Below are 21359 nucleotides of genomic sequence, written 5' to 3' on the forward strand. Positions count from 1 at the left end.
GGTGAGCTCCTCGTCGTCCGTCCACGATTTCGCCAGGAGGGGCAACCGGTTTCGGCGATGGCGCCAGTGATGGCTCACCGCCCCCATCATCAGAGCGGTCGTGGCGACCAGCCCGGCGACCACTGCCTGGAGCACCGAGTACATATGTCCCCCCCATCCTTAAAGTTCTGTATGGGGCTTTTCGTGAAGCAAGGGATACATGGATGCATCGCGGGTTGCATCTTCTTGAAATGCGATTTACCCACCCCCACCCTCCAATGACCTCTTCCGGCCCACATATCCCGCACGCCCCACACGCCCCGAGTGAACACACCGGGAAAGTGAGCGCACCTCTCGGGTGTTCGACGCTTTGAATGGGGCCGGCCCGCGTTCGTTCCTGCGGAACATCGAGGTGCGCCCGCGTCTTCGCGGCGCGGGTCGGCTGGCTATCATCGCGAAGTGACAGACGACGCTCTTCATGATCACGCCATTGACGCCTTCATCGCGGCGGCCAACACCGGTGACCAGGCCCAGCGGGCCACGCTTCTGAGCCGCGCCCTCACCGCCGACGTCGTCTTCTGGGGGCCGTTGGGCCGAGGTGTCGGACGCAAGGCGGTCGAGGACTTCATCACCGAGGTGGTGCAGGGGCACCCGTCCGGCCCCTGCCGGATGGTCCGTACGACCCGGGTGGACGCACCGGGCGAGTGGGCGCGTTTCGGGTGGCGCTACGAGGACGCCTCGGGCCGGAGCCTGCTGACCGGGATGGACGTGGTGCACGTCACCGTCGAGGGCGACATCGACGAAATAGTGATCTTCGCCGACTCCCCGGAATGACTTCCGGCTCACCCGAATGCCGGACGCACTCCGGCACACCGCGCCGGGCGTCTGCCGTCTTCGCGAGGTCGATATTCGGCTGTACCGAAGCGTCGCGGCGCCCCTCGCCCCTGCGCGGCGGTATCCGCTGATCGTGGCGAGGCCCCCGGCGGAGGCTCCAACGGGGGAGGTGGAGCCGGGGCGGCACAGGTCGCGGGTTCCTGGGGGACGGACCCGCGTGCCACTACCCGCCGGGGGCGGTTCAGGGTCCCGGCCGCTGCCGGGCCTCCGTTCAGACGGAGGCGGGCGGTCCGGGAAGGAGATCATCCGGAGCGGACGGGGCTGCTGGGGCCGATGGGCCTGACGGCTCAGGGAGGTCCTCATCAGGGAGCGGACCCGAGGGAAGCTCGCACCAGACGGTCCGGCCGGGCTGCCGGCCGTGGGAGCGGTAGCCCCAGTTTCCGCCCGAGAGCATGCCGACGATGGCCAGCCCTCGGCCGTTCTCCATCAGCAGGCACACCGGGTCCGCCCGAAGGCGGGGCTCTTCGACGCTCAGGCCCGCGTCCACGACCTCGACCCGCAGCAGGCCACCGTACGCCGGCAACCGCAGGATCAGCGGGTCGTCATCACCGGCCCCGACCTGCCCGCTCACCCCGTGCCGAGCGTGCCGGACGGCGTTGGTCACCAGCTCGGACACGGCCAGCCGCGCGTTCTCGTAGGCCGGATGACTCTCCCCCAGCCATTTACGAACCTTCTCCCGCGCCCTCGAAGCGGCTTCGACATTACCGAGCAGAAGTATTTCGCTAAACGTCTCCGGTTCCATGGGATTGCGCCTTCCGACCGAGATTCCCAGAGCACCGGGGACCGGATGAGCGAGCGGGTCGAAGAGGTAAAAAGGCTAGAATTCAGATATGACCTGATCCGTGCGGATGCCCTACCCCGGAGCGATTCACACGACATGATCAAGGAGGCGATCCAGCGATGGACGACCTGACCCAAGAACTTCACACCGCCCACTGGCGTAAATCCCCCCTCTCCGGCGGAGACGGAAGCAACTGCGTCGAGATCGCCAGCCTCTCCCACGGCCACCGAGGCATCCGCGACAGCAAAAACCCCACCGCCACCGCCCTCGTCCTCACCCCCACCGCATGGAACACCTTCATCACCGGCGTGAAGAACGGCCACTTCGACTGACCACCCAAGGAAACGCCACAGCGGCGAACCTTTTTCATCCCGCTGAGGACCGCTGTCCGATCACAGCGTGATCGAGAGCCCGGCCTTCGCCTGACGAAGCAAGAGAGCTCCCGGTGGACGGGGTGATCACCACGACCGTCACCGTCACAACCGGGAGCTCAGGGTGCTGCCCTACCGCGCCACGGTCGTTTTGTCGCCCATTCACAGGAGGTTTCGTGAAGGTCAGCGTCGTCATTCCCGCCTTCAACGTGCGGAGCAAGTTGCGCCTGTTGCTGTACACCCTCGCGCACAGCGTGCTCGATCCGGAAGACTCCTTCGAGATCGTCGTCGCCGACGACGGCTCCACCGACGGCACCGGCGAGATGGTCGCCGAGCTGGCGGGCCGTGACAATCTGACCTACCTCCACCTTCCGCGCACCGATCGGTCGAGCCGGGCAGCCGCCCGTAACGCGGGCATCGCCAAGGCCACCGGGGAACTCATCGTCATGGTCGACGCCGATACGGTGGTCGGGCCGACCTATCTCGCCGAACACGTCCGTTATCACCGGCTCAGGAATGATCTCGTGGTGATCGGCCCCCGCCCGGACCTCGGAGACGGAGACTTCGACGAGGAGCGCCTCCGCCGCGAATTCACCTTTGACGCCATGCCCGCCGTCGCCTGGGGTGACCCGCGCGAGCAGCTGCTGGCCGAATTCTCGGGCAACATGAACCGGCTCGCCATCTGCTGGCATCTCCTGTTCACCTGCAACGCCTCGGTGCGCGTCGAGCACCTGCGCCGCCTCGGTGGTTTCGACGAGGCGTTTCTCGGCTGGGGACTTGAGGACACCGACCTGGGGTATCGGCTGCGGCAGGCGGGACTGGCCTTCGCCTTCAACGTCTCGGCCGTGGCCTACCACCAGCGGCGCCGGGGGATAGACGCCGGAATGTACGGCGACTGGGTCCGCAATCTCGCCTACATGATGGCCAAGCATCAGGCGCCCGAAGTGGCGATCCAGTCGATCGTCGGCCTGGCCATGAACCCCGCCGGCCGGCGGATCGGCTGGGTGGAGGCGATGCGCTGCTTCGAGCTCGCCGCGCGGGCCCTCGACGGCCGGCTGCCGGTGCCCGGCACCTACCGGCTCGTGGTGGTCGAGGAGGACACGGTCGACGCCGCGACGGCGGAGTTGGCGGCCAGCGGTGCGACGAGCGATCTTCTCGTCATCGACGAGACCCTCGGCGCCGAGCTGGCCGGCCCGGTCCAGTGCGTGGACACCTCCGGCGAGCTGCTCTACTTCCACCGGCCGTCGGCGACGCAGCGAGCCGAGATCTTCAGCCGCTACCCGGTGGCCGGTGCTGGGGCGGCGCGGTGAGCTTCGCGACGTCGGCGGCGTAGACAGCCGTCCAGTGCGGATGCAGCCGGTAGTAGACCACCTCGTTGGTCCAGTCGAAGGCGTCGTCGCCGTAGAAGTCCTTGAAGTACGTGAGCAGGTCCGGCCAGTCCGCGGCGGGCTCACCGTCCTGGGGGTTGAGGATCTCCACGGTGCCGTGGGTGAACACGCCAAGTTCCTCACCGCGCATGTACGCGGCGCTGACGGCGGGCCGGGCGGCGAGGTGGCGGGCCTTGGCGGCGTTGCGCGCCGTACCGAAGTGCCACTTTCCGTGCAGGAAGTGCCCGTCCACCCCGCTGATCCGCGGCTCGCCCTTCGCCGTCACGGTGGAAAGCGCGAGGGGGCACATGCCGGTGAGGATCTGGGTGAGCTGCTGCGCGCTCAGGGTGCGCTCGTCGCTGATGATCGAGCGGAGGTGCGAGGTGGAGCGGGAGAGAGAGTCATCGAGAAGGGCCTGGAGCTCTTTGAGCTCTGCTGGCGTTTCGCGCATTGAAGTCCTTGTCTATCCGTAGGGCCCGGTCCACGCCCAGCATCGACGCCGACCGAGGAGCCCATGTTCGCCCCAAAACCCGACACCTTGTGTCATGTTTCTCCCCCATCTGGCGGACCGTACGTCGCGCAGTGGCTCCGTCTGTCTTTGGTCCATGAAGACTTGTGGAATCACCAGAAAAAAAGGGGGCCACAGGTAGCGATTGACTGCGGCAATGGTGGACAGCCTCGTCACAAGGAGAACGCGAAGGATCTGCGTCGGAGGAATCCAACACGTGCCGAACTCATGGAGGCCCTGGGCTGGGTGCCACAGCCTGATCTCCAGACGGTGCGCGTGCCGCCGGGTTACGCTCATGCCGTGCTGCAGCCATGGTGACTTGGCGTAGTGTCCAGAGGGCCACCGTCTGGGCAAGACTTTCGTGCTGAATGCGATTCGCCAGGCTACGGGAGGGTTCTACGAGGGTTCCTGAGCAACCGGTACCCTGTTCCGCGTCGCGGCGCCGAAGGACAGAGCGCCAGATATCGTTCCCTCCATGCACCGATCAACCGAAACCGGATCTTCCCTCGTGTCGGCGGACGACCTTGACCTGGCCGTTCAGCTCGCCGTCGGTGTCCTTCGCAAGGCGCCTCCGGCGGCCTGGGAGGGCAGGGCCGGCTCGCTGGAGTGGGATTGCTGGGAGACCGCCGAGCACCTCGCCGACGACCTCTTCTCCTACGCCGCCCAGATCGGCCCCCGGACGCCGCCGATGGAGGGTGCCGTGCCCTTCGCATGGGAGCGCAGAAGCCCGCAGGGTCCGGCGAACGCGATCCACATGGACCGGGCGGCGGGGCCGGCCGGGCTGCTGCAGGCGCTGGAGGCGTGCGGCGCGCTGCTGGTCGCCATGGTGCGGACGACGCCGCCGGAGGTTCGCGCCCACCACGGCCACGGGGCGTCCGACCCCGAGGGCTTCGCCGCGATGGGGATCGTGGAGACCCTGGTGCACACCCACGACCTGGCCGAAGGGCTCGGGCTCGACTGGACCCCGCCCGCGGACCTGTGCGCGCGGACGCTCGCCCGGCTGTTCCCGGACGCCCCGACGGACACGGACCCCTGGCCCACCCTGCTGTGGGCCACCGGCCGCGCCGAACTTCCCGGACGCCCGCGCCTGACCGCCTGGCGGTGGTACGGGGCGCCCCGAACGTAGCTCTTCGAGGGTGGAGACGTACGAGGTTCCCGAACGAAACGGCCGGCGCCCTGTCCCGCGGTGTCGAGGGACATCGAGGGACAGGGCGCCGGGTCTCGTACGTCAGACGGAGAAGTCGCGGAGCAGACCCGTGTACCTCTTGGGGCGGGGAGGGGCGAACTCGCCTCGGGTGCTCGTCCGCAGGCCGAGGGAGACGAGCGACTCGACGAGCTTGGTCGCCACGGTGACGCCGTCGATCACCGGGACGCCGACGGCGCGGGAGACGTCCGCGCAGAAGGAGGCCATGCCCGCGCAGCCGAGCACGATCGAGTCGCATCCGTCCCGTTCCACGGCCTCCGCGCACAGGGCGGTCACCACCTTGCGCGCGTCCGAGGAGGGGTCGTCCAGCTCAAGTACGGGGATGTCGCAGGCGTGCACCCCCCGGCACGCGCCCGCGAAGCCGTACCGGGTGGCGAGGTCCCACGCCCGGCCCGTGGTCCTGGCGAGGGTCGTCACGACACTGAAGCTGCGGCCGACCAGGGTGGCGGCGTGCATGGCCGCCTCGGCGATCCCGACCACCGGCCCCGAGGCGAGCTCGCGGGCGGCGTCGAGGCCGGGGTCTCCGAAGCAGGCGATGACGTATCCGTCCGCCCCCGCCGCCTCGCCCGCCGCGATCTCCGTCAGCAGGCCGGGCACGGCGAGGGCCTCGTCGTAGTGGCTCTCGATCGACTCCGGGCCCATCGCCGGGTTCACGGCCGTGACGACGGTGGACGGCGCCGCGACCGCCCGGGCGCACCGGCCGATGTTCTCGGTCATGGCCCGGGCGGTGTTGGGGTTGATCACCCGGAGTTCGACGCGGTTCATCAACCGACCAGGGTCGTGCCGTCCGACACCCGGTCGGTGTCACGGTCGAGACCGCCGATCCTCGGCGACATCCGCTCCAGCACGGTGAACGCCACGAACCCGAGCCCGCAGCCGACGAACCAGCTGTAGTCGGCGATCCAGGTCACGTCGATCGTGGTGAGCTCCAGGTCGAGCAGCATCTTCGGCACGAGCACCGACACGATCGCGGGGACCCCGCTGAGGACCGTCGCCCAGACCGCGTTGGGGTTGTAGCCGCCCTGGAAGAAGTAGCGGCCGGTCGGTTCGAGGGTGAACATGTCGTCCACCCAGATCCGCTGGCGGCTCACGATGTAGTAGCCGGAGATCAGGATCCCGAACAGCGGCCCGATCAGGGCGCCGAGGATGCCGAGCGTGTAGTGGATGGCGTCGGGATTGCTGTACCAGTTCCACGGCGTGAGCAGCACGGAGCCGACCGCCGCGATCATGCCGCCGGTCCGCCAGCTGATCTTCTGCGGGTTCACGTTGGAGAAGTCGAACGCCGGGGAGATGAAGTTCGCGACGATGTTGATGCCGATCGTCGCGATGACGAAGGTGAGCCCGCCCAGCAGGATCGCGAACGGTGTGTCGATGCGCTCGACCGTGTGGATGGGGTCGGTGATGAGCTCGCCGAACACGGGCACGGTCGCCGACGCGGTGATCACCGTGAGCAGCGAGAAGAACAGGAAGTTGATCGGCAGCCCGAGGAAGTTGCCCTTCTTCACCGCCGCGAACGACTTCCCGTACCGGGAGAAGTCACCGAAGTTCAGCATCGGCCCCGAGAAGTACGAGACGACGAGGGCGATCGCGCTGAGCATGACCGGGATGGACGCGCCGAAGTCGAGGTTCTCGCCCGCGGAGAGGTCGAGGCTGATGTTCTCCCAGCCTGCCTGGCTGACCAGGTAGACGGCGAGCACGACCATGACGACGTACACGGCGGGCCCCGCCCAGTCGATGAACCGCCTGATCGCCTCCATGCCCCTCCAGAACACGGCCGCCTGTGCCACCCAGAGGATGGCGTAGCAGATGTAGCCGAGCGCGGACAGGCCGAGGAAGCCGCCCTCGTTCAGCGACGCCGACGCGGGCCAGAACTTGAGGAAGATGATGATGAGCGACTGGGAGGCGAGGTAGGTCTGCACCCCGTACCAGGCGATCGCGATGAGCCCGCGGATGATGGCGGGGATGTTCGCGCCGCGCACCCCGAAGATCGCCCGGTTGATGACCGGGTACGGCACGCCGGTGACCTGGCTCGGCTTGGCGACCAGGTTGCAGAACACGTTCACGATGACGATGCCCACGATCAGGGCGAGGAGGACCTGCCAGCTCGCCAGCCCGAGGGCGAACAGGCTGCCCGCGGTGACGTAGCCGCCGACGCTGTGCACGTCGGACATCCAGAAGGCGAAGATGTTGTAGGAGGACCATCTCTGCTCGCGGAGCGGGGCGAGGTCCTCGTTCGCGAGCCGGGGGTCGTAGTCGGGCTTGACGAGGCCGTCGCCGACGGGCATGCCCGCGGCCTCTACGACGTCGTGTAGTTTCGGCTGGGACGGTGCGCTGTGTTCGGTCATGTCGGCTTCCGTGGGGGGTACGGTGCGGGAGACCGGTGTGTCCCGCGCGCGGGTGTGCCAGGGCGGAAGGTGCTCGGGATTGACGCAGTCGCCCCCGCAGGGGCTGTGGCGTGGGCTGTTAAGTGGTCACTTAACAGCTGCCGTCAATGTATGCCTTGACACCCGACCCCTAATTTCGGCCGCGTAAAGGCCTTGTGACAATTGGTGTGGAGGCCGTGACAGCCATGACCCCGGAACCCGGCGCGGAGATCGAGGCGATCACGAACGAGCACCTCGGCCGCAGGCTCCGCGAACTGCGGCTCCGATCGGGTATGTCGCTGCGCGCCCTGGCGCGCGAGCTCGGCATCTCGCCCAGCGCCGTCTCCCAGATCGAGCTCGGCACGATGCGGCCGTCCGTCAGCAGGCTCATCGCCTTCGTCTCCGCGATCGGCGTGCCCCTCGCGGCCGTGTTCGACACCGCGGAGGCGCCCGACGCCGACCCGGCGGGGCCGAGCGCACCCCCCGGGTTCGCCATCCGGCGCTCGTGGGAGGTCGCCCCCATCCGGCTCAGCGGCGGCATCACCTTCCGCAGGCTCTCGCCCGCCCCCTCACCCGACGTCGAGTTCTTCGAGTCGACCTATCCGCCGAACTCGATCTCCAACGCGCACGGCCACTTCCTCAAGCACGAGGGCTACGAGGTCGGGACCGTGACCAGGGGCGAGCTCACCATCGACTTCGAGTCCGAGGTCGTCACCCTCGCCGAGGGCGACTCCATCACCTTCCCGTGCAGCCGCCCCCACATCATCGGCAACCGCTCGGAGACCGTCACCGCCGTCGCGACCTGGCTCATCGTCCATCACTGATCGTCGGAGACTCCTTACGGCGATAGGAGAGGACCACGCCCGTCGTGTAGAGGGCCACCCCCAGCAGGACCATGAACACGATCGTGGGCCACTGCAGCCACGGAGGCAGGTAGAGGGCGAGAAACCACGAGCGCGTCGGGCTCTCCGAGACTTTGAGATAGCCGGCCAGCAGTCCCTGCGGGAACAGCGGGATCGCACCGACCGTGAAGCAGAACCCGATGATGATCTGTTCGTGGCGCGGCAGGGAGTCGAAGGGGAGCCGTCCGTGCGCGCCCGGCTTCGGGGCGGGCCTGCGGCCGGTGCGCATCGTGTCGAGCAGTTCGGGTCCCCGCTCGAACAGCCGCCGCTCGGCGAGCAGCCCGAACCCCCAGTAACACAGAGCCCCCGTCAGGACGCCGACGGCCACGCCCGCCCAGCCGAGGAACCCGGCCGCGATCGCCGCGGGAGCCGCGGTGAAGGCCGTCAGCGCCAGCACCGCGTACACCATGCCGGTGACCGCGCCGTCCTCCTCCGTGGAGCGCAACGGGTTGCCGCCGCGCCGGTGCGGGTCGGTGCCCGGGATGAGCCCGTACACCGAGACCAGGGGGACCAGTCCGGCGCCGCCGCCCAGCAGGGCGAGGAGGACGGCGAGCAGCATGGGCCACGGCCCGCCGGTGACCGCGGCGAGGGAGACCGTCAGCGCGACGGCGACGGGCGCGACGGTGAGCAGCCACGCGTGCTGCCGCCCGCGGACGTCGCTCGCGCCGGGCGTCATGAGCGTGAGCCACAGCGCGGTGCCGTCGGTGCCGTAGAGGTTCGCCGACATCGCCGCGGCCATCACGACGAACAGCGGGCCCGCCCAGGGCAGCATCCCCGTCCAGCCCATCAGCAGCGGGGCCGCGGCGAAGGACACACCGTAGGCGAAGGCGAAGGTCAGCTGGTGCGTACGCACCAGGTCACGCGACCAGGTGCGCAACTCCTTGGCGAGTACGGCACCCGAAGCGGTGGTGGCCCGGATCGGCCGGCGCCCCCTCGTCGCCGCCCTGGACGCCCCGGCCCTGCGGGCGAGCAGCGCCGCCCACGCGGCCAGCAGCAGGACCACGAGCAGCGCCATCCCGCCGAGGGCGGCCGAGGCCCGCACCCATTCTGCGGACGCGGCCGCCTCGACCGCGACCGTCCCCCAGCCGGAGGGCAGGTAGCGAGTCACCGTCGTCACCACCGGCGGAATGCCGTTCGTCTCGCCGAGCGCCACGAAGACGACCCAGATCTGACCCAGGAAGGCCAGGATCAGGCCGTTGGTCAGGCCGGCGCCGATCGCACCCACGCGGGAGCGCAGGGCCAGGCCGAGCAGGGCGACCGCGACCCGGGAGAGCAGGACGAACATCGCGAGTTGGAGCAGCAGCGCGGGGACCGAGACGAGCGCGGCCGCGACACCCTGGCGTACGCCGAAGACGGTGAGCCCGGTCAGGGCGAGCAGGCTGATCACGGGCGCCACCCCGACGAAGGCCGCCAGGAGCAGTCCCGAGGCCAGGCGGCGCGGTCGCAGGCCGAGCAGCGTGAAGTACTCCGGGCGGAGCGTCTCGTCACCACCACCGGCGAAGACGGGACCGAAGATCCAGCCCAGCATCCAGACCGCGTAGACGGCCGGGAGCAGCTCCGGAAGGGAGAGGGCCACGAAGATCGTGCCGGCCGCGAGGATCAGGCCGACCACCGCGCCCATCGCGACGAAGCCGGCCCGCTGCCCGGTCATCGAGTGACGGAGCACGGCCACCTTCATGTTGACCATGGTCAGCTCGACAGCCACGTCAGCTCCTTCACCCCGCCGTCGGCGGTGCCGACCAGGCCGACGAAGGTGTCCTCGAGGGAGCCCGTTCCGCGGACCTCGTCCAGGGAACCCGCGGCGGCCACCCTGCCCTTGTCGATCACCGCGACGTGGTCGCAGAGCTGCTCCACCAGGGCCATGACGTGACTGGAGAGCACGATGGACCCGCCACCGGCCACGAAGCCGCGCAGGATCGTCTTGATCGTCGCGGCGGACACCGGGTCCACGGCCTCGAAGGGCTCGTCGAGCACGAGCAGCCTCGGCGCGTGCAGCAGGGCGGTCGCCAGGCCGATCTTCTTGCGCATCCCGGTGGAGTACTCGATGACGAGCGTCTTCTCCGCCTCGTCGAGCTCCAGCACCGACAGCAGTTCCTCGGCGCGCTGGTCGACGACCTCGCGCGGCAGCCCGCGGAGCAGCCCCAGATAGGTCAGTACCTCCCTGCCGGTGAGCCGTTCGGGCATGGCCATCCCGTCCGGCAGTACGCCGACCAGCGTCTTGGCCGTGGCCGGGTCGGACCAGACGTCGGCGCCGAAGATCCGCGCGTGGCCCTCGTCGGGGCGGAGCAGGCCGACGGCCATGGACAGGGTGGTGGTCTTGCCGGCGCCGTTCTGGCCGACGAGCCCGTAGAAGGAGCCCTGGGGGATGTTCAGATCCACGTGATCGACGGCGACCTTCTCGCCGAAGGTCTTGCACAGACCGTGGATCTCAAGTGCTGCGGGCATGGGGTACTCCGGATCGCGGGATGAAGAAGTCGGTCGTTCGCACGCGAAGTGGCCGGGACAGAGATCAACAAATATGGGCGTTTGAGAACTTACCGACTAGATCCAGCCCGTCGCCATAGGGAGTGTGCGGTCACTCTCGCAGACCGATCCACCACCCGCCTCGACCTGTTCGCGACCCGACATGGCCCGGTCCTTCGCCCGGCACCCGACGTGAGGCCGGGCCACCACATGACCTATGCACCCGTTTCGCGTTTAATGCCCTCTTGGAGGGTCAACGACGGGCTTGCCGTGGCCCGCCCTGTTCTTCCCGCCCCTCCCGGTGCGCCGACACCGGAGACTCGGCCGTTGACGGGACGAGGGCGCTGAACGCTCCGGGCATTCGCCAGGTCTCCGCGGACCGGTGACAGCCCTGCGGCCGTCATGCCGCAGGGCTGCCGACGGAAATGAAAACGATTCTTTACATGACCTTGAAAGTGACTGTATGTTATCAAGCGATCACTCTACGAACTCAACGAATGTAGGTGAGCACCATGCCGGAAAACGGCACAGAGCGCCCTCCCGACCCTCGGGTGGCGTTCGCGGACGCGGAGTCGGCCAAGACGGGCGAGACGAGTGAGCGACCGGGGGCGGCCGACCGCGCCGCCGTCGTCGCGAAGACCGGCGACCACCTGCCTCCCATCGCCGACCAGCCGATCGACGACAGACCCCTCGCCGCGCGATTCACGGAACCGGAAGAGGAGGAGTAGAGATGCAGTTGCACTTCCGCAACCGCTACACCTCCAAGGTGTGGGTCGCGATCATGTTCTACAGCCCCGACGGCTGCCGTGACTACGGCCAGTGGGGCACCCGGGGCTGGTGGCCCATCGACCCGGGCGGTGAGGCGTTCGTCCTCAACACCGACAACCGTTACGCCGCCTTCTACGCAGAAGCCGCCAACGGAGCCGTCTGGACCGGCTCCTACGGCCCGATGTACGTCTACCAGAACGCCTTCGACTCCTGCATCAACATCGGCAGCACCGCCGCGAGGCGCGTCGGCACCCGACTCGTCGACATGAACGGTTATGCGCGCTACTACGTGAATCTCACCGCCTGACGCGCTCCCCTCACCTGACGCGCCGCCCGGCCCTGACCGGCCCCGCGCCACAGTGAGAGCGGACGCGGATGAGCGCCTCCTGAGAGACGGATACCAAAATTCCCTTCTCAGGGTCCGTCCCCCCTACGCACAGGAGGCGCTCGATCCCAGCCAGGCGACCCGCGTCAAAATCCAGGTTCAGATGTCGGGCATCCCGGCTCCGAGGATTCAGCGACGCGGGGTGAGCAGGAAACGGTCCTTCGCATTGAGTTCCACGGCGGCGCGGCTGTAGAGCAGCGGGAAATACTCCCCCTTCTGCCAGGGTTCCGCCAGGTCGCGATAGTGCGGGCTCCGAGGGTCACCCGACTGGCCGGGAGCGTTGATCGCCTGAGACCTGTCCCAGTTGCCGACGTCGAGCACCATCTTGAACGTGGGGCCCGACAGAGGGACGTAACTGCCCGGCAGATAGTTCGACGCCTCCACGGTGTTCCAGGAACCACCGCGCGGGAAGGGGCCCACATCCTTGCCCGTCGGATGCCCGAACGTGACCCGCTGGATGTCGCCCCACTTCCAGGTGGCCGGATCGGGGCCGAGCCGACCGACCAACTCGTCGTAGGCCGCCGCGAGCGAGGTCTTGAGAATGCGGTCCCGCACCGCCGTTCCCCCGGCGCCGAACCACCGGTCAGGGTTGTCCATCGCGTCGAAGAGCAGCAGCGGGTCGTGGATGAGGATCTGCCTCGCCACGTTCTCCGGCAGGACCTCGCGGGCGAACGCCGGCTCCAGGTGGCCGCTGAACCACGTCTCGAACAGGGCTGCCCGCCCCGAGTCCGCGCTCGTGACCGCGTCGTAGGTACGGAGCAGTTCGAGCGCCCGCGCCGTCGACGGCTGATCGCTCGTGATGCCCGCGAGCAGCCGTACCAGCCTGCGGGCCGGGATGGAGACCTTGTCGCTCTGCAGCGCCGCCGAGTCGGCGGGCGAGGTGCGCGACCGGGAGGAGAGCACCTCGACGATGCGTTCGTGCCGGTAGGGGGAGGACCACGAGTCGAACCCGACCTTCAACGGGTGGTCCTTGGGCATGTTGAACTCGTTGGCGGAGGCGACGATCCCCTTGGCCGGGTTGTAGGAGCGCGGCAGGCGGGCGCCGTCGTGGAAACCGTCCCAGTCGTAACGGCCGTCCCCCGGCACGGGCAGCAGGCCGTCGTACCCGATCCTGTTCGGTGCCAGACCGCCCGGAACCCACCCGATATTGCCCGCGACGTCGGCGTAGATCTGGTTCTCCGGCGGCCCACCCCAGGTGCGCATCGCCGTCGTGAACTCGTTCCAGTTACGCGCACGCATGTACTTCATGCTGCCGAAATAGGGCGTCGTGCCCGGTTGCAGCCAGGTCGTACGCAGTGCGTAGGCGAGATTCCGCTCCCGGTCCACCTTGATCACCGGACCGTGGCGGGTGAACGAGAACTCGGTGCGCCGTGCCCGCTCACCCGCGACCGGCACGTTCTCCGTGACGGTCCTGAAGCGTTCCCACCCCTTGCCGTACCGGTAGCGTCCCGGGTCACCGGGATCGAGCTGGTAGACGTAGAGATCCTCCTGATCGATGCCGAAGATGGTCAGCCCGAACGCCACGGTTCCGTTGTGCCCGATGGAGATGCCGGGCAGGGCGGGCTCCCCCGCCCCGATCACGTCGAGGCCGGGTGCCGACAGGTGGGTGATGTAGCGCAGCGCGGGTGCCTTCATCACCCGGTGCGGGTCGCTGGCCAGGATCGGACGCCCCGTCGTGCTACGCGCCGGCGCGACGGCCCAGGCGTTGCTGCCCTCGGAGAGGGCGGGCCCCTGCGGCTCGGGGACCGCGCGGACCTGACCGTTCTGGAAGACGACGCTCTGGGTGGCGAGCTGGTAGGTGCCGAGCACGTCCGGAGGAATCGCGCACGGGTCGAGCCCGTCGGGCACGACGGTCTTCCACTCGGGCTGAAGCCTGCGCATGAGCGGGTCGACACCGATGCCGCCCGCGCAGACCGCGCGGGCGCGGTCGACCTCGGAGGTCAGGTTCATCACCAGGCTGTGGCTGCGGATCCGGACGACGTCCTCGGGAGACCAGCGCGCGGGTGCGTACCCCAGCTCGCGAAACTCCTGCGGCATCGCCTCCGGGGTGCGCTTCAGCCAGTCGACGTAGGCGTTGATCCCCTCGGCGAACCGGGTCGCCGCCTTCTTCGCGTCGGGACCGTAGCTCTGCCACTCCTTCTCCATGTCCCCGCGGTAGAGGAACAGCCTGGCCGCCTGGTCCTGCTTGAGGTAGGCGGGGCCGAGCACCTCGGACAGAAGCCCGAGACCGCGACGACGCCACAGGTCGATCTGGAACAGGCGGTCACGGGCCGCGTTGAACCCCTGCGCGAGATACAGGTCGGCGGTGTTCTCCGCGTAGATGTGCGGCACGCCCCACCGGTCCACCAGCATCCGCACCGGTCGCTCCAGCCCGGCGACCGAGAAGACCGATGCCGCGCCCGTCGCCCCTTTCGCGCCCGTCGGCCTCTCCGTACCCGCAGGCCCCGGCCTACCCGCCGAACTCTCCGCCCCCGTCTGCCCTTCCGCGCCCGCCGCCTGCGGTAACAGGCCGGTGCCGAGGGCACCGCAGACGGCCAGCAACGAGGCCGTCCTCCTCCATCGCCGCATGTCGCTCCTCTCGTCGGCCGACAGCACGAGGCATGCCGGCGATGTGGGGCTCGCCCGGGCCGCACATCGGGCGCGGACACGCGTTCCCGCGTCCGTTCGCCCCCGCGAAGGATCACGACGCCGTCATCACAGCCGCGGCTCCCCAGCCCCCGTCACCGCAACTGTGGCGCGCCCTCAGTGCCCCGTCAGCCCTTGTTCGCCCCCCTTAGAGCCCCTTCAAGGGAGCTCTTTCACGAGGAAGCGCCATCCGGGAGGAAGCCCCGTCGCAGAAGCGCGCCCCATCACGACAAGCACCATCGGGGCCGCCGTACGTCGACGGCTGAGGGCCGCCCACTACCCGTGGGCTCTGTTCGGACCGCCCGCTACCCGCGGGCTCCGTCGGGACCGCCCGCTACCCGCACCGCCCGCCCTACCTGTGGACTCCGTGGGGACCGACCGCCCGCTCACGCACTCCGTAAAGACCGCCCGCCTACCCGCGGGCTCCGTCCCCGGCCACTGTGAGCGCCTCGGTGAAGTGCCGATACCTGGTCAGCTCCGCTTCCACGGGCTCCAGCACCAGCTCGCGGCCGACCCGGTCGACGCTCGATCGCAGTGCCTTCGCCGCCTTGCGTGCCCTGCGCCGTCCGCCGAACCAGGCGGCCACCCGGGAGAGCAGCGCGATCAGCAGGCCGAGCAGCACGCCCCCGACCAGCAGCGTGGTGGGCCAGGGCAGTTCTCCGGCGGTCGGCAGGTAGAGCTGCGGAAGTCGGAGATAGTCGATGGCGACCAGGGCGAGCAGCCAGACCCCTCCGGCGACCACCGTCGCGAGCGCCAGCCACTGCGCCAGCCCGGCCAGCCGCCACCACAGGGGGCGCTTGGAGACCCCGAGCGAGGTGGTGGCCACCGCCCGGTCCAGGCCGTCCTCCAGCTCGTCCCCGTGCGACCTCGCCGCCTGCCGCACGGCGGCGGCCCACGGCGCGGGAAGACCTTCGGCGGCGGCTCCCGCGGCCTCGCGGATCGCGGTGTCCATCCGGGAACGCTGGACGACGGTCGCGACGGGGATGGACGTCCTTCCGACGACGCCCTGCGGCTCTCCCGGCTCCCCCGACCCTCCGGCGGACCTGCTCGCTGTGTCCAGGCGGAGGCGGCGAAGCGGATCGGGCCGCAGGCGGCGGACCCATCGGGTGGGCGGCCATCCGGTGGCGGCGACCGAACGGTGCCGGTGGGACTTGGCCACGGCCTCGACGACGGCCGGCACCCCCGCGGCCTGCGACAGCGCGTCCCTCAACGGCCTCGCCAGGCCGTCAGGCCCGCTCGCGACGCCCGGAGGGGTCTCGCCGGGGGCAACACCGGAGGCCCGGAGGAGCGCGTCGGCCGCCATGCCCGCGTCGGCGGCGAGGCGGGCGGACCAGGACCGCCGGTCGGCGACCCGGGAGGTGAGCAGCGAGCGCAGCTCGGGGATGCCCACGCCGGTACGGGCGGACACCCCGACCACCGGGACACCGGTCAGGCCGTCCTCGTCGAGGAGCCGCCGGAGGTCCTTCAGGCAGCGCTCGGCGGCGGCCGGTGAGAGCCGGTCGATCTGGTTCAGTACGACGACCATGACCCCCCGGTGCCTGGCCAGCGGCCGGAGGTAGCGGTCGTGGACGGCCGCGTCGGCGTACTTCTGCGGGTCGAGCACCCACACCAGCAGGTCGACCAGCTCGACGAGCCTGTCGACCTCCAGCCGGTGCGACGGCTCGATCGAGTCGTGGTCGGGCAGGTCGAGCAGGATCAGCCCGGCGGCGTCCCCGTCCATCCGGGCCACCTGCCCCGAGCCGTCCGACGGCCGGTCGGCGGAGGGCGAAGGACCGCCGGAGACGTCGAGGAGCTCGTGGCGGCGGGGGATCTCCAGCCAGTCGAGCAGCGGCCCCGTGCCGGCGCCCTCCCAGAGGGCGGCCTGGGCGGTCGAGGTGGTCGGGCGGGTGACGCCGACCGTGGCGAGCGAGGTGCCGGACAGCAGGTTGAACAGCGAGGACTTGCCGCTGCCCGTGGCCCCCGCCAGCGCGACCGCGGTGTGGTCGACCGACAGGCTCGCCCGTACCCCGGCGCGGGAGATCACCGAACGGGCCGCGCTCACCGCCTCCGCGTCCAGCCTCCCGTCGGCCAGATCGGTGGCACGCGCCAGCGCCGTCAACCGGTCGTCCAGCGAGACGGCCTTCTCCCGTCGCAGCAGCTTCACGCCTGGCCCGCCTCTCCCTTACCGGTGGTTCGCGGAACACCGCCGGACGCGCGAGGGACATCACCGGACGCGTGTGGGAGGCCGTCGGGCGCGTGCGGGAGGGCGTCGGACGGCCTCCGTGACTCCTCCACGGCCCTCGGGACGGAGCCCGTGGGCAGGACGGCCCGGCGGTCCGCGACGGGGAGCTCGCGCAGGTGCTCGCGTACGGCGTCGGAGGCGGCGCGCAGGGCGGGCGCGGTGCCCTCGGGGGGCTGGGCGGCGTCCAGCAGGTCGGTGAAGCGGTCGGCGTCCTCGCTGAGGAGGATCGCGGCGCGGGCGCGCAGGTCGGTGCGGGCCTTGACGGTGAGGTCACGGACGGCCTGGTCGCCGAAGACGGCCTCCAGGACCTTCTGGCTGAGCACGCCGGTGCCTCCGGCGATGCCGACCTCGATGCCGGTCAGGCCGCCGGTCGAGGCGAACACCGCGATCATCAGCAGCAGCCCGGCCCCGTTGAGCCCGAAGGAGGTGATGCGAGCGGTCGTGCGCTTGTCCGCCCCCTCCTCGCGGACCAGGTCGAGCACGTACGACTGCCAGCCCCGCACGGCCTCCTCCGCCTTCGCGGGCAGGTCGGCGGAGGCCCGGCCGAGACGTCCGGCCACGGCGACCCCCTCGCGTTCGAGGAGTGCCCGCCCCGAGGGGTGCGACGACCAGGACTCCAGGAGGCGTTCGGCGGCGCCGTCGGCCGAGGCCCTGATCAGTGCCTCCACGCCGCTCTCCAGCGCGGTCCGCAGCTCGCTCTCCGGCGCGGGCCGCCCGGTGACGAAGGCCACCATCCGGTCTCTGAACCTGCCGACCCGGCTCTCCAGGGAGCGCATCAGGTCGCCGGTGCCGACGAAGTCCTGCCAGCGGGCCAGAACCTCGCCACGCAGCAGCGACCCGTCCCGCATGCCCTCGTCGAAGGAGGCGAGGCCCACCGCGTAGGCGGCGTCCGCCATCGAGCGGAGCTCCTCGGCCTCGGTGTGCTGGCGGTCGACCGCGGCCGCGAGCGCGGGCACCCGGGTGGAGAGGCTCTCCAGCGCGCCGGACAGGGTCTGGCGTACCACCTCGGCGCGGGAACGGGAGTCGGCGGCGATGGTGGTGAGCCAGTCGGCGATCGGCTGGACCGCCTGGCGCGGCAGGCGGGCGTTCTCGTCGGGCAGTATCAGCTCGGGCACCTCGAAAAGGTGCGTTCCACCCAGACCGTTCGCCTCGAGCAGCCGGTTCAGGTCCTTGCGCACCACACCCATCGCCTCGGGAGGAACCCTGGACAGGACGACGGCGAGGGCCGTGCTGCGCTCCCTGGCCGAACGCAGGAAGCTCCAGGGGACCTCGTCCGCGTACCGGGCGGCGGTCGTGGTGAACAGCCACAGGTCGGCGGCGGCGAGCAGTTGGGCGGCCAGCTCGCGGTTCGCGGCGACGATCGAGTCGATGTCGGGGGCGTCGAGCAGGGCGAGGCCGGGCGGGACGGTCGCGGCGGTGACGATCCGGAGCGTGCCGGGCTCGCCCCTGCCGCTCCCGGTGACGCGCGGCAGGCCGGGCAGGACGTTCTGGGCGGTGAACCACTCGCGGTCGACGGGGCTGGTGACAAGGGTGGGGGCCATCGTCGTGGGCCGCAGCACCCCCGGCTCGGATACGTCCTCGGCGACCAGGGAGTTCACCAGCGTGGACTTCCCCGCCCCGGTGGATCCGCCGACGACGGCGAGCAGCGGAGCGTCGATCGCGCTCAGCCGGGGGATCAGGTAGTCGTCGAGCTGGCCGGTCAGCTCTCGCAGCGCCCGGCGGTCGGCCTCCACGTCGCCGATCGTGAGGGGGAACAGCTCGCGGTCGAGGTGCCGCCGCAACTCCCGCAGCGTCTCCAGAAGACCGTCGTTGTCACCCATACGGTCGATCCTGCCCTGCCGAAGCCCCTCTAGACGTGTTTGGCCCCACCGCTGGACCGGGTTACGGGGGCGAACTCGGTAAAGCGGTGGGGCCCAGCCCTCGGATCTCACCCGGGGGTCATGCCGAGCTCGTCTCCCCCGCAGCTGGAGGCGAGCTCGAACCCGTCGGATGCTCCGAGGTGATCGGGGGTCGTGCAATGCCTATTTGAACACACAAACCTCAGAAACGGGTCATGTAGAGCTGAATATCAGCTGAAAATTCAATCACTGTGGGGCGGTCGCAGCACATAGCCGACCCCGCGAAGCGTGTGGATGAGCCGGGGCTCGGCCGTGTCGACCTTCCGGCGCAGGTAGGAGACGTAGGACTCGACGACCCCCGCGTCACCGCCGAAGTCGTAGTTCCAGACGTGATCGAGGATCTGCGCCTTGGACAGCACCCTGCCGGTGTTGACCATGAAGTAGTGCAGGAGCTTGAACTCGGTCGGCGACAGCCGCACCGGGATGCCGGAGCGCCAGACCTGGTGCGCCTCCTCGTCCAGCTCCAGGTCGCCGACCTGCAGGCGTACGGGCAGGTCGAGATCTCCCCTGGTACGGCGGAGCACGGCCCGGATGCGGGCGAGGACCTCCTCCAGGCTGAAAGGCTTGGTCACGTAGTCGTCGGCCAGCCGCAGCCCTGCCACCTTGTCGTCGGTGCCGTCCCGCGCGGTGAGGAAGAGCACGGGCATCTGCCCGCTCATCTCCCGCAGCCGTCCCGCCACGGCGAAGCCGTCCATGTCGGGCAGCATCACGTCCAGCACGACCAGGTCGGGACGGATGCGCTCGGCGAAGTGCACGGCCTCCCGGCCGTCCACCGCGGTCACCACCTCGAACCCTGACAGGCGCAGGCTGGCCGAGAGCAACTCCCTGATATTCGGCTCGTCGTCCACGACCAGCAATCGGGCTTCCACTCTGTCCAGCACACTCCGAGACTCGCCCACCTCTCTGGGACACAGCTCAGCCGGGGCTGAACGTTTCCTGAGACCTTTCAGCCCCCCTCCCGGAGGAACTGAGTGCCGTACCGGCCGTCACGACCGGGTTCACCGGCGCCCGGCGCCGAGCGGGTCGTGAAGACGAGGGTCCGCGACGACCGGTACGGCGGCGATCATTCGGCAGGGCAGGTCGTGCCCGGCTTGGGAAGTCTCAGCTCGGTCAGGTACGTGGTGGCGTGTTGGATCGGGCACTTCTTACCCATCAGGTACAGCGCATGGCCGGGTCCCTCGTAGGCGACGGTGACCGACCCCGGGATCATCCTGGTGAAGCTCTCCGTCCACACGTGGTCGCCCCATGTGCTGCCGGCCCCCAGGAACGGCGGCAGTCCGCGAGTCGGCAGCGGGCGGGGCGGGTTGGCGACCCGGAGCGGCCAACCGGCGCACCCCAGGGCCTCGAATGAGGCTCCCCCGCCGAAGTTCGGCGAGATCTTCCGCGTCTGTCTGCGGAACTCCTGAAGCTGGGCATAACTGGCGTAACCACGGCCGTCCGCGCAGGTCATCGCGAGCGTCCCGGGCATGGCCCACACCCGCGTGTTGCCGAGGGCGAAATCAGCGAAACCGGACCCGTCGCCGCCTCGGGCCTTGTCGACCGCTTCGGCGAAGGCCAGCCAATGAGAGTGCCCTTCCCCTGGGTCTCCGATGAAACCGAGGTTTCTCAGATGCCATCCGGTCAGCTCCTTGCCGAACTCGGACGTGACCGGGATCGGCCGGCGATCGGCGTCTCGGGTGAGCTCGCGCCAGACCGCCCCGGCGTCCTCTCCGTGCAGCGCGCAGGCGGGGGTGTCCGCGCACCAGGTGGTGAACCTGGTGAACGCCCGCTCGTGGAGGGGGAGGATTCGCAGCCACTGGTTGGACCAGCCGTCGACCTGATTGATCGCCCCGTCGAGGTACATCGCTCGGATACGCTGCGGGAACAGCCGGGCGTAGGCGGCGGCGGGCACCCCTCCGTAGGAGTTGGCCATGAGGCTCAGTCGTTCCTCGCCCAGGCTCTTGCGGACCGCCTCCATGTCTCTGGCCACCGACAGGGAGTCCATCTGGGAGAACAGTCCGGTTTTATCCGCTTTCTGGCACGCGGTGAACGCCTTGGTCATCGCCGCGGTCAGCGCCCTGTACTCCTTCTCGTCACGAGGGTCGGACAGGGACGTCCCAGGCTGCATGCATGACTGCGGCAGCCGGTCGCGCCACACGGCGTTGCGGGGGTTGTAGGCGACAAGGTCGAACCTGCGCCCCAACTCGGTGAGGCTGCCCGCCACCAGCTGCAGGTCCTCGATCCCCCTGGCCCCGGGACCGCCGGGGACACCCAGCACGCTGCCGATCCTGCGCGCGGGCTCGGTGGCCGGCAGCCGGGCCAGATCCAACGTGATCTTCGGTCCGTTCGGCCTGGCCCAGTCCACCGGCACCTCGATCGCGGCGCACCGCATGCCCGCCGGCATCTCCTGCCCCGCGCAGTCTCGCCACACCGGCTTCCCGCCCTGGGTCTGCCCGCCTTGGGCGGCGGACGCCGCCGGGATCATTCCCGCCAGCGCCGCCACCGTCATACCGGCGACCAGCAATGTGGCCCTGCCGCGCAGACTCCGTTTCTTCGTTGTCATCATGCTGATCACCCTGGCGAAAACGGATGACACGCCACCACCGGGACATCCTCCGCGTTGGCTCGGGATATCCCCCACGCAATCTTCG

18 protein-coding genes are annotated in these 21359 nt (G+C 69.7%); 7 read left to right on the plus strand and 11 right to left on the minus strand.

What is annotated here, in order from left to right; genetic code table 11:
* Positions 1 to 438: 438 nt before the first annotated feature.
* Positions 439 to 813: a nuclear transport factor 2 family protein gene (locus tag ABZ664_RS35700; RefSeq protein ID WP_362520516.1), complete on the plus strand. Its 375-nt coding sequence runs from the start codon at positions 439 to 441 to the stop codon at positions 811 to 813.
* Between the two features lie 271 nt (positions 814 to 1084).
* Here ABZ664_RS35700 and ABZ664_RS35705 read toward each other — a convergent pair whose 3' ends face one another.
* Positions 1085 to 1615, minus strand: a complete 531-nt coding sequence (locus ABZ664_RS35705; RefSeq protein ID WP_362520519.1) for an ATP-binding protein — start codon at positions 1613 to 1615, stop codon at positions 1085 to 1087.
* A gap of 158 nt (positions 1616 to 1773) precedes the next feature.
* Between ABZ664_RS35705 and ABZ664_RS35710 the strand changes: the two genes are divergently transcribed.
* Positions 1774 to 1986 (plus strand): DUF397 domain-containing protein, encoded by a 213-nt coding sequence (locus tag ABZ664_RS35710; protein ID WP_362520522.1) that lies wholly within the window; start codon positions 1774 to 1776, stop codon positions 1984 to 1986.
* A gap of 215 nt (positions 1987 to 2201) precedes the next feature.
* A complete protein-coding gene (locus tag ABZ664_RS35715) occupies positions 2202 to 3335 on the plus strand; it encodes a glycosyltransferase (protein ID WP_362520525.1) in 1134 nt (377 codons plus the stop codon).
* Here ABZ664_RS35715 and ABZ664_RS35720 read toward each other — a convergent pair.
* Positions 3295 to 3843: a pyridoxamine 5'-phosphate oxidase family protein gene (locus ABZ664_RS35720; protein ID WP_362520528.1), complete on the minus strand. Its 549-nt coding sequence runs from the start codon at positions 3841 to 3843 to the stop codon at positions 3295 to 3297. The two genes, ABZ664_RS35715 and ABZ664_RS35720, sit on opposite strands and share 41 nt — an antisense overlap.
* Positions 3844 to 4375: 532 nt before the next feature.
* Between ABZ664_RS35720 and ABZ664_RS35725 the strand changes: the two genes are divergently transcribed.
* A complete protein-coding gene (locus ABZ664_RS35725; RefSeq protein WP_362520531.1) occupies positions 4376 to 5026 on the plus strand; it encodes a hypothetical protein in 651 nt (216 codons plus the stop codon).
* 102 nt (positions 5027 to 5128) lie between these two features.
* Here ABZ664_RS35725 and ABZ664_RS35730 read toward each other — a convergent pair whose 3' ends face one another.
* Both ABZ664_RS35730 and ABZ664_RS35735 read right to left on the minus strand, forming a co-directional pair.
* Entirely contained in the window at positions 5129 to 5869 is a 741-nt protein-coding gene (locus tag ABZ664_RS35730) for an aspartate/glutamate racemase family protein (protein ID WP_362520533.1), read from the minus strand.
* On the minus strand, positions 5869 to 7449 hold the full coding sequence (locus ABZ664_RS35735) for an NCS1 family nucleobase:cation symporter-1 (protein ID WP_362520538.1): 1581 nt from the start codon (positions 7447 to 7449) through the stop codon (positions 5869 to 5871). Before ABZ664_RS35735 ends, ABZ664_RS35730 begins: the two co-directional genes overlap by 1 nt.
* A 224-nt stretch (positions 7450 to 7673) precedes the next feature.
* Here ABZ664_RS35735 and ABZ664_RS35740 point away from each other — a divergent pair, with 224 nt between their 5' ends.
* The gene (locus ABZ664_RS35740; RefSeq protein WP_362520665.1) at positions 7674 to 8291 is read left to right on the plus strand and encodes a helix-turn-helix domain-containing protein; all 618 of its coding nucleotides are present in this window, start codon (positions 7674 to 7676) and stop codon (positions 8289 to 8291) included.
* Here ABZ664_RS35740 and ABZ664_RS35745 read toward each other — a convergent pair.
* Both ABZ664_RS35745 and ABZ664_RS35750 read right to left on the minus strand, forming a co-directional pair.
* Positions 8275 to 10074 (minus strand): hypothetical protein, encoded by a 1800-nt coding sequence (locus tag ABZ664_RS35745; protein ID WP_362520541.1) that lies wholly within the window; start codon positions 10072 to 10074, stop codon positions 8275 to 8277. The two genes, ABZ664_RS35740 and ABZ664_RS35745, sit on opposite strands and share 17 nt — an antisense overlap.
* The gene (locus ABZ664_RS35750; RefSeq protein WP_362520544.1) at positions 10059 to 10814 is read right to left on the minus strand and encodes an ABC transporter ATP-binding protein; all 756 of its coding nucleotides are present in this window, start codon (positions 10812 to 10814) and stop codon (positions 10059 to 10061) included. The genes ABZ664_RS35745 and ABZ664_RS35750 overlap by 16 nt, the downstream gene beginning before the upstream one ends.
* A gap of 530 nt (positions 10815 to 11344) precedes the next feature.
* On the opposite strand from ABZ664_RS35750, the gene ABZ664_RS35755 reads away from it, so the two are divergent.
* Together ABZ664_RS35755 and ABZ664_RS35760 are read left to right on the plus strand one after the other, a co-directional pair.
* Complete coding sequence (locus ABZ664_RS35755; protein ID WP_362520547.1) at positions 11345 to 11560, plus strand: hypothetical protein; 216 nt, start codon at positions 11345 to 11347, stop codon at positions 11558 to 11560.
* Between the two features lie 2 nt (positions 11561 to 11562).
* The gene (locus ABZ664_RS35760) at positions 11563 to 11907 is read left to right on the plus strand and encodes a DUF1036 domain-containing protein (protein WP_362520553.1); all 345 of its coding nucleotides are present in this window, start codon (positions 11563 to 11565) and stop codon (positions 11905 to 11907) included.
* Positions 11908 to 12114: 207 nt separating this feature from the next.
* Here ABZ664_RS35760 and ABZ664_RS35765 read toward each other — a convergent pair whose 3' ends face one another.
* The 5 genes from ABZ664_RS35765 to ABZ664_RS35785 form a co-directional block, all read right to left on the minus strand.
* Positions 12115 to 14553 (minus strand): penicillin acylase family protein, encoded by a 2439-nt coding sequence (locus ABZ664_RS35765; protein WP_362520556.1) that lies wholly within the window; start codon positions 14551 to 14553, stop codon positions 12115 to 12117.
* Between the two features lie 469 nt (positions 14554 to 15022).
* Positions 15023 to 16753 carry a GTPase gene (locus ABZ664_RS35770; protein WP_362520559.1) on the minus strand — a complete coding sequence of 577 codons (1731 nt, stop codon included), beginning with the start codon at positions 16751 to 16753 and terminating at the stop codon, positions 15023 to 15025.
* Positions 16750 to 18651, minus strand: coding sequence for an ABC transporter (locus ABZ664_RS35775; protein WP_362520563.1), 1902 nt, complete (start codon positions 18649 to 18651; stop codon positions 16750 to 16752). The genes ABZ664_RS35770 and ABZ664_RS35775 overlap by 4 nt, the downstream gene beginning before the upstream one ends.
* A 260-nt stretch (positions 18652 to 18911) precedes the next feature.
* Positions 18912 to 19607, minus strand: coding sequence for a response regulator transcription factor (locus ABZ664_RS35780; RefSeq protein ID WP_362520668.1), 696 nt, complete (start codon positions 19605 to 19607; stop codon positions 18912 to 18914).
* A gap of 185 nt (positions 19608 to 19792) precedes the next feature.
* Positions 19793 to 21274 carry an alpha/beta fold hydrolase gene (locus ABZ664_RS35785; protein ID WP_362520566.1) on the minus strand — a complete coding sequence of 494 codons (1482 nt, stop codon included), beginning with the start codon at positions 21272 to 21274 and terminating at the stop codon, positions 19793 to 19795.
* Positions 21275 to 21359 lie beyond the last annotated feature (85 nt).

It is taken from the genome of Streptosporangium sp. NPDC006930 (genome assembly GCF_040635605.1).
GTDB lineage: Bacteria > Actinomycetota > Actinomycetes > Streptosporangiales > Streptosporangiaceae > Streptosporangium.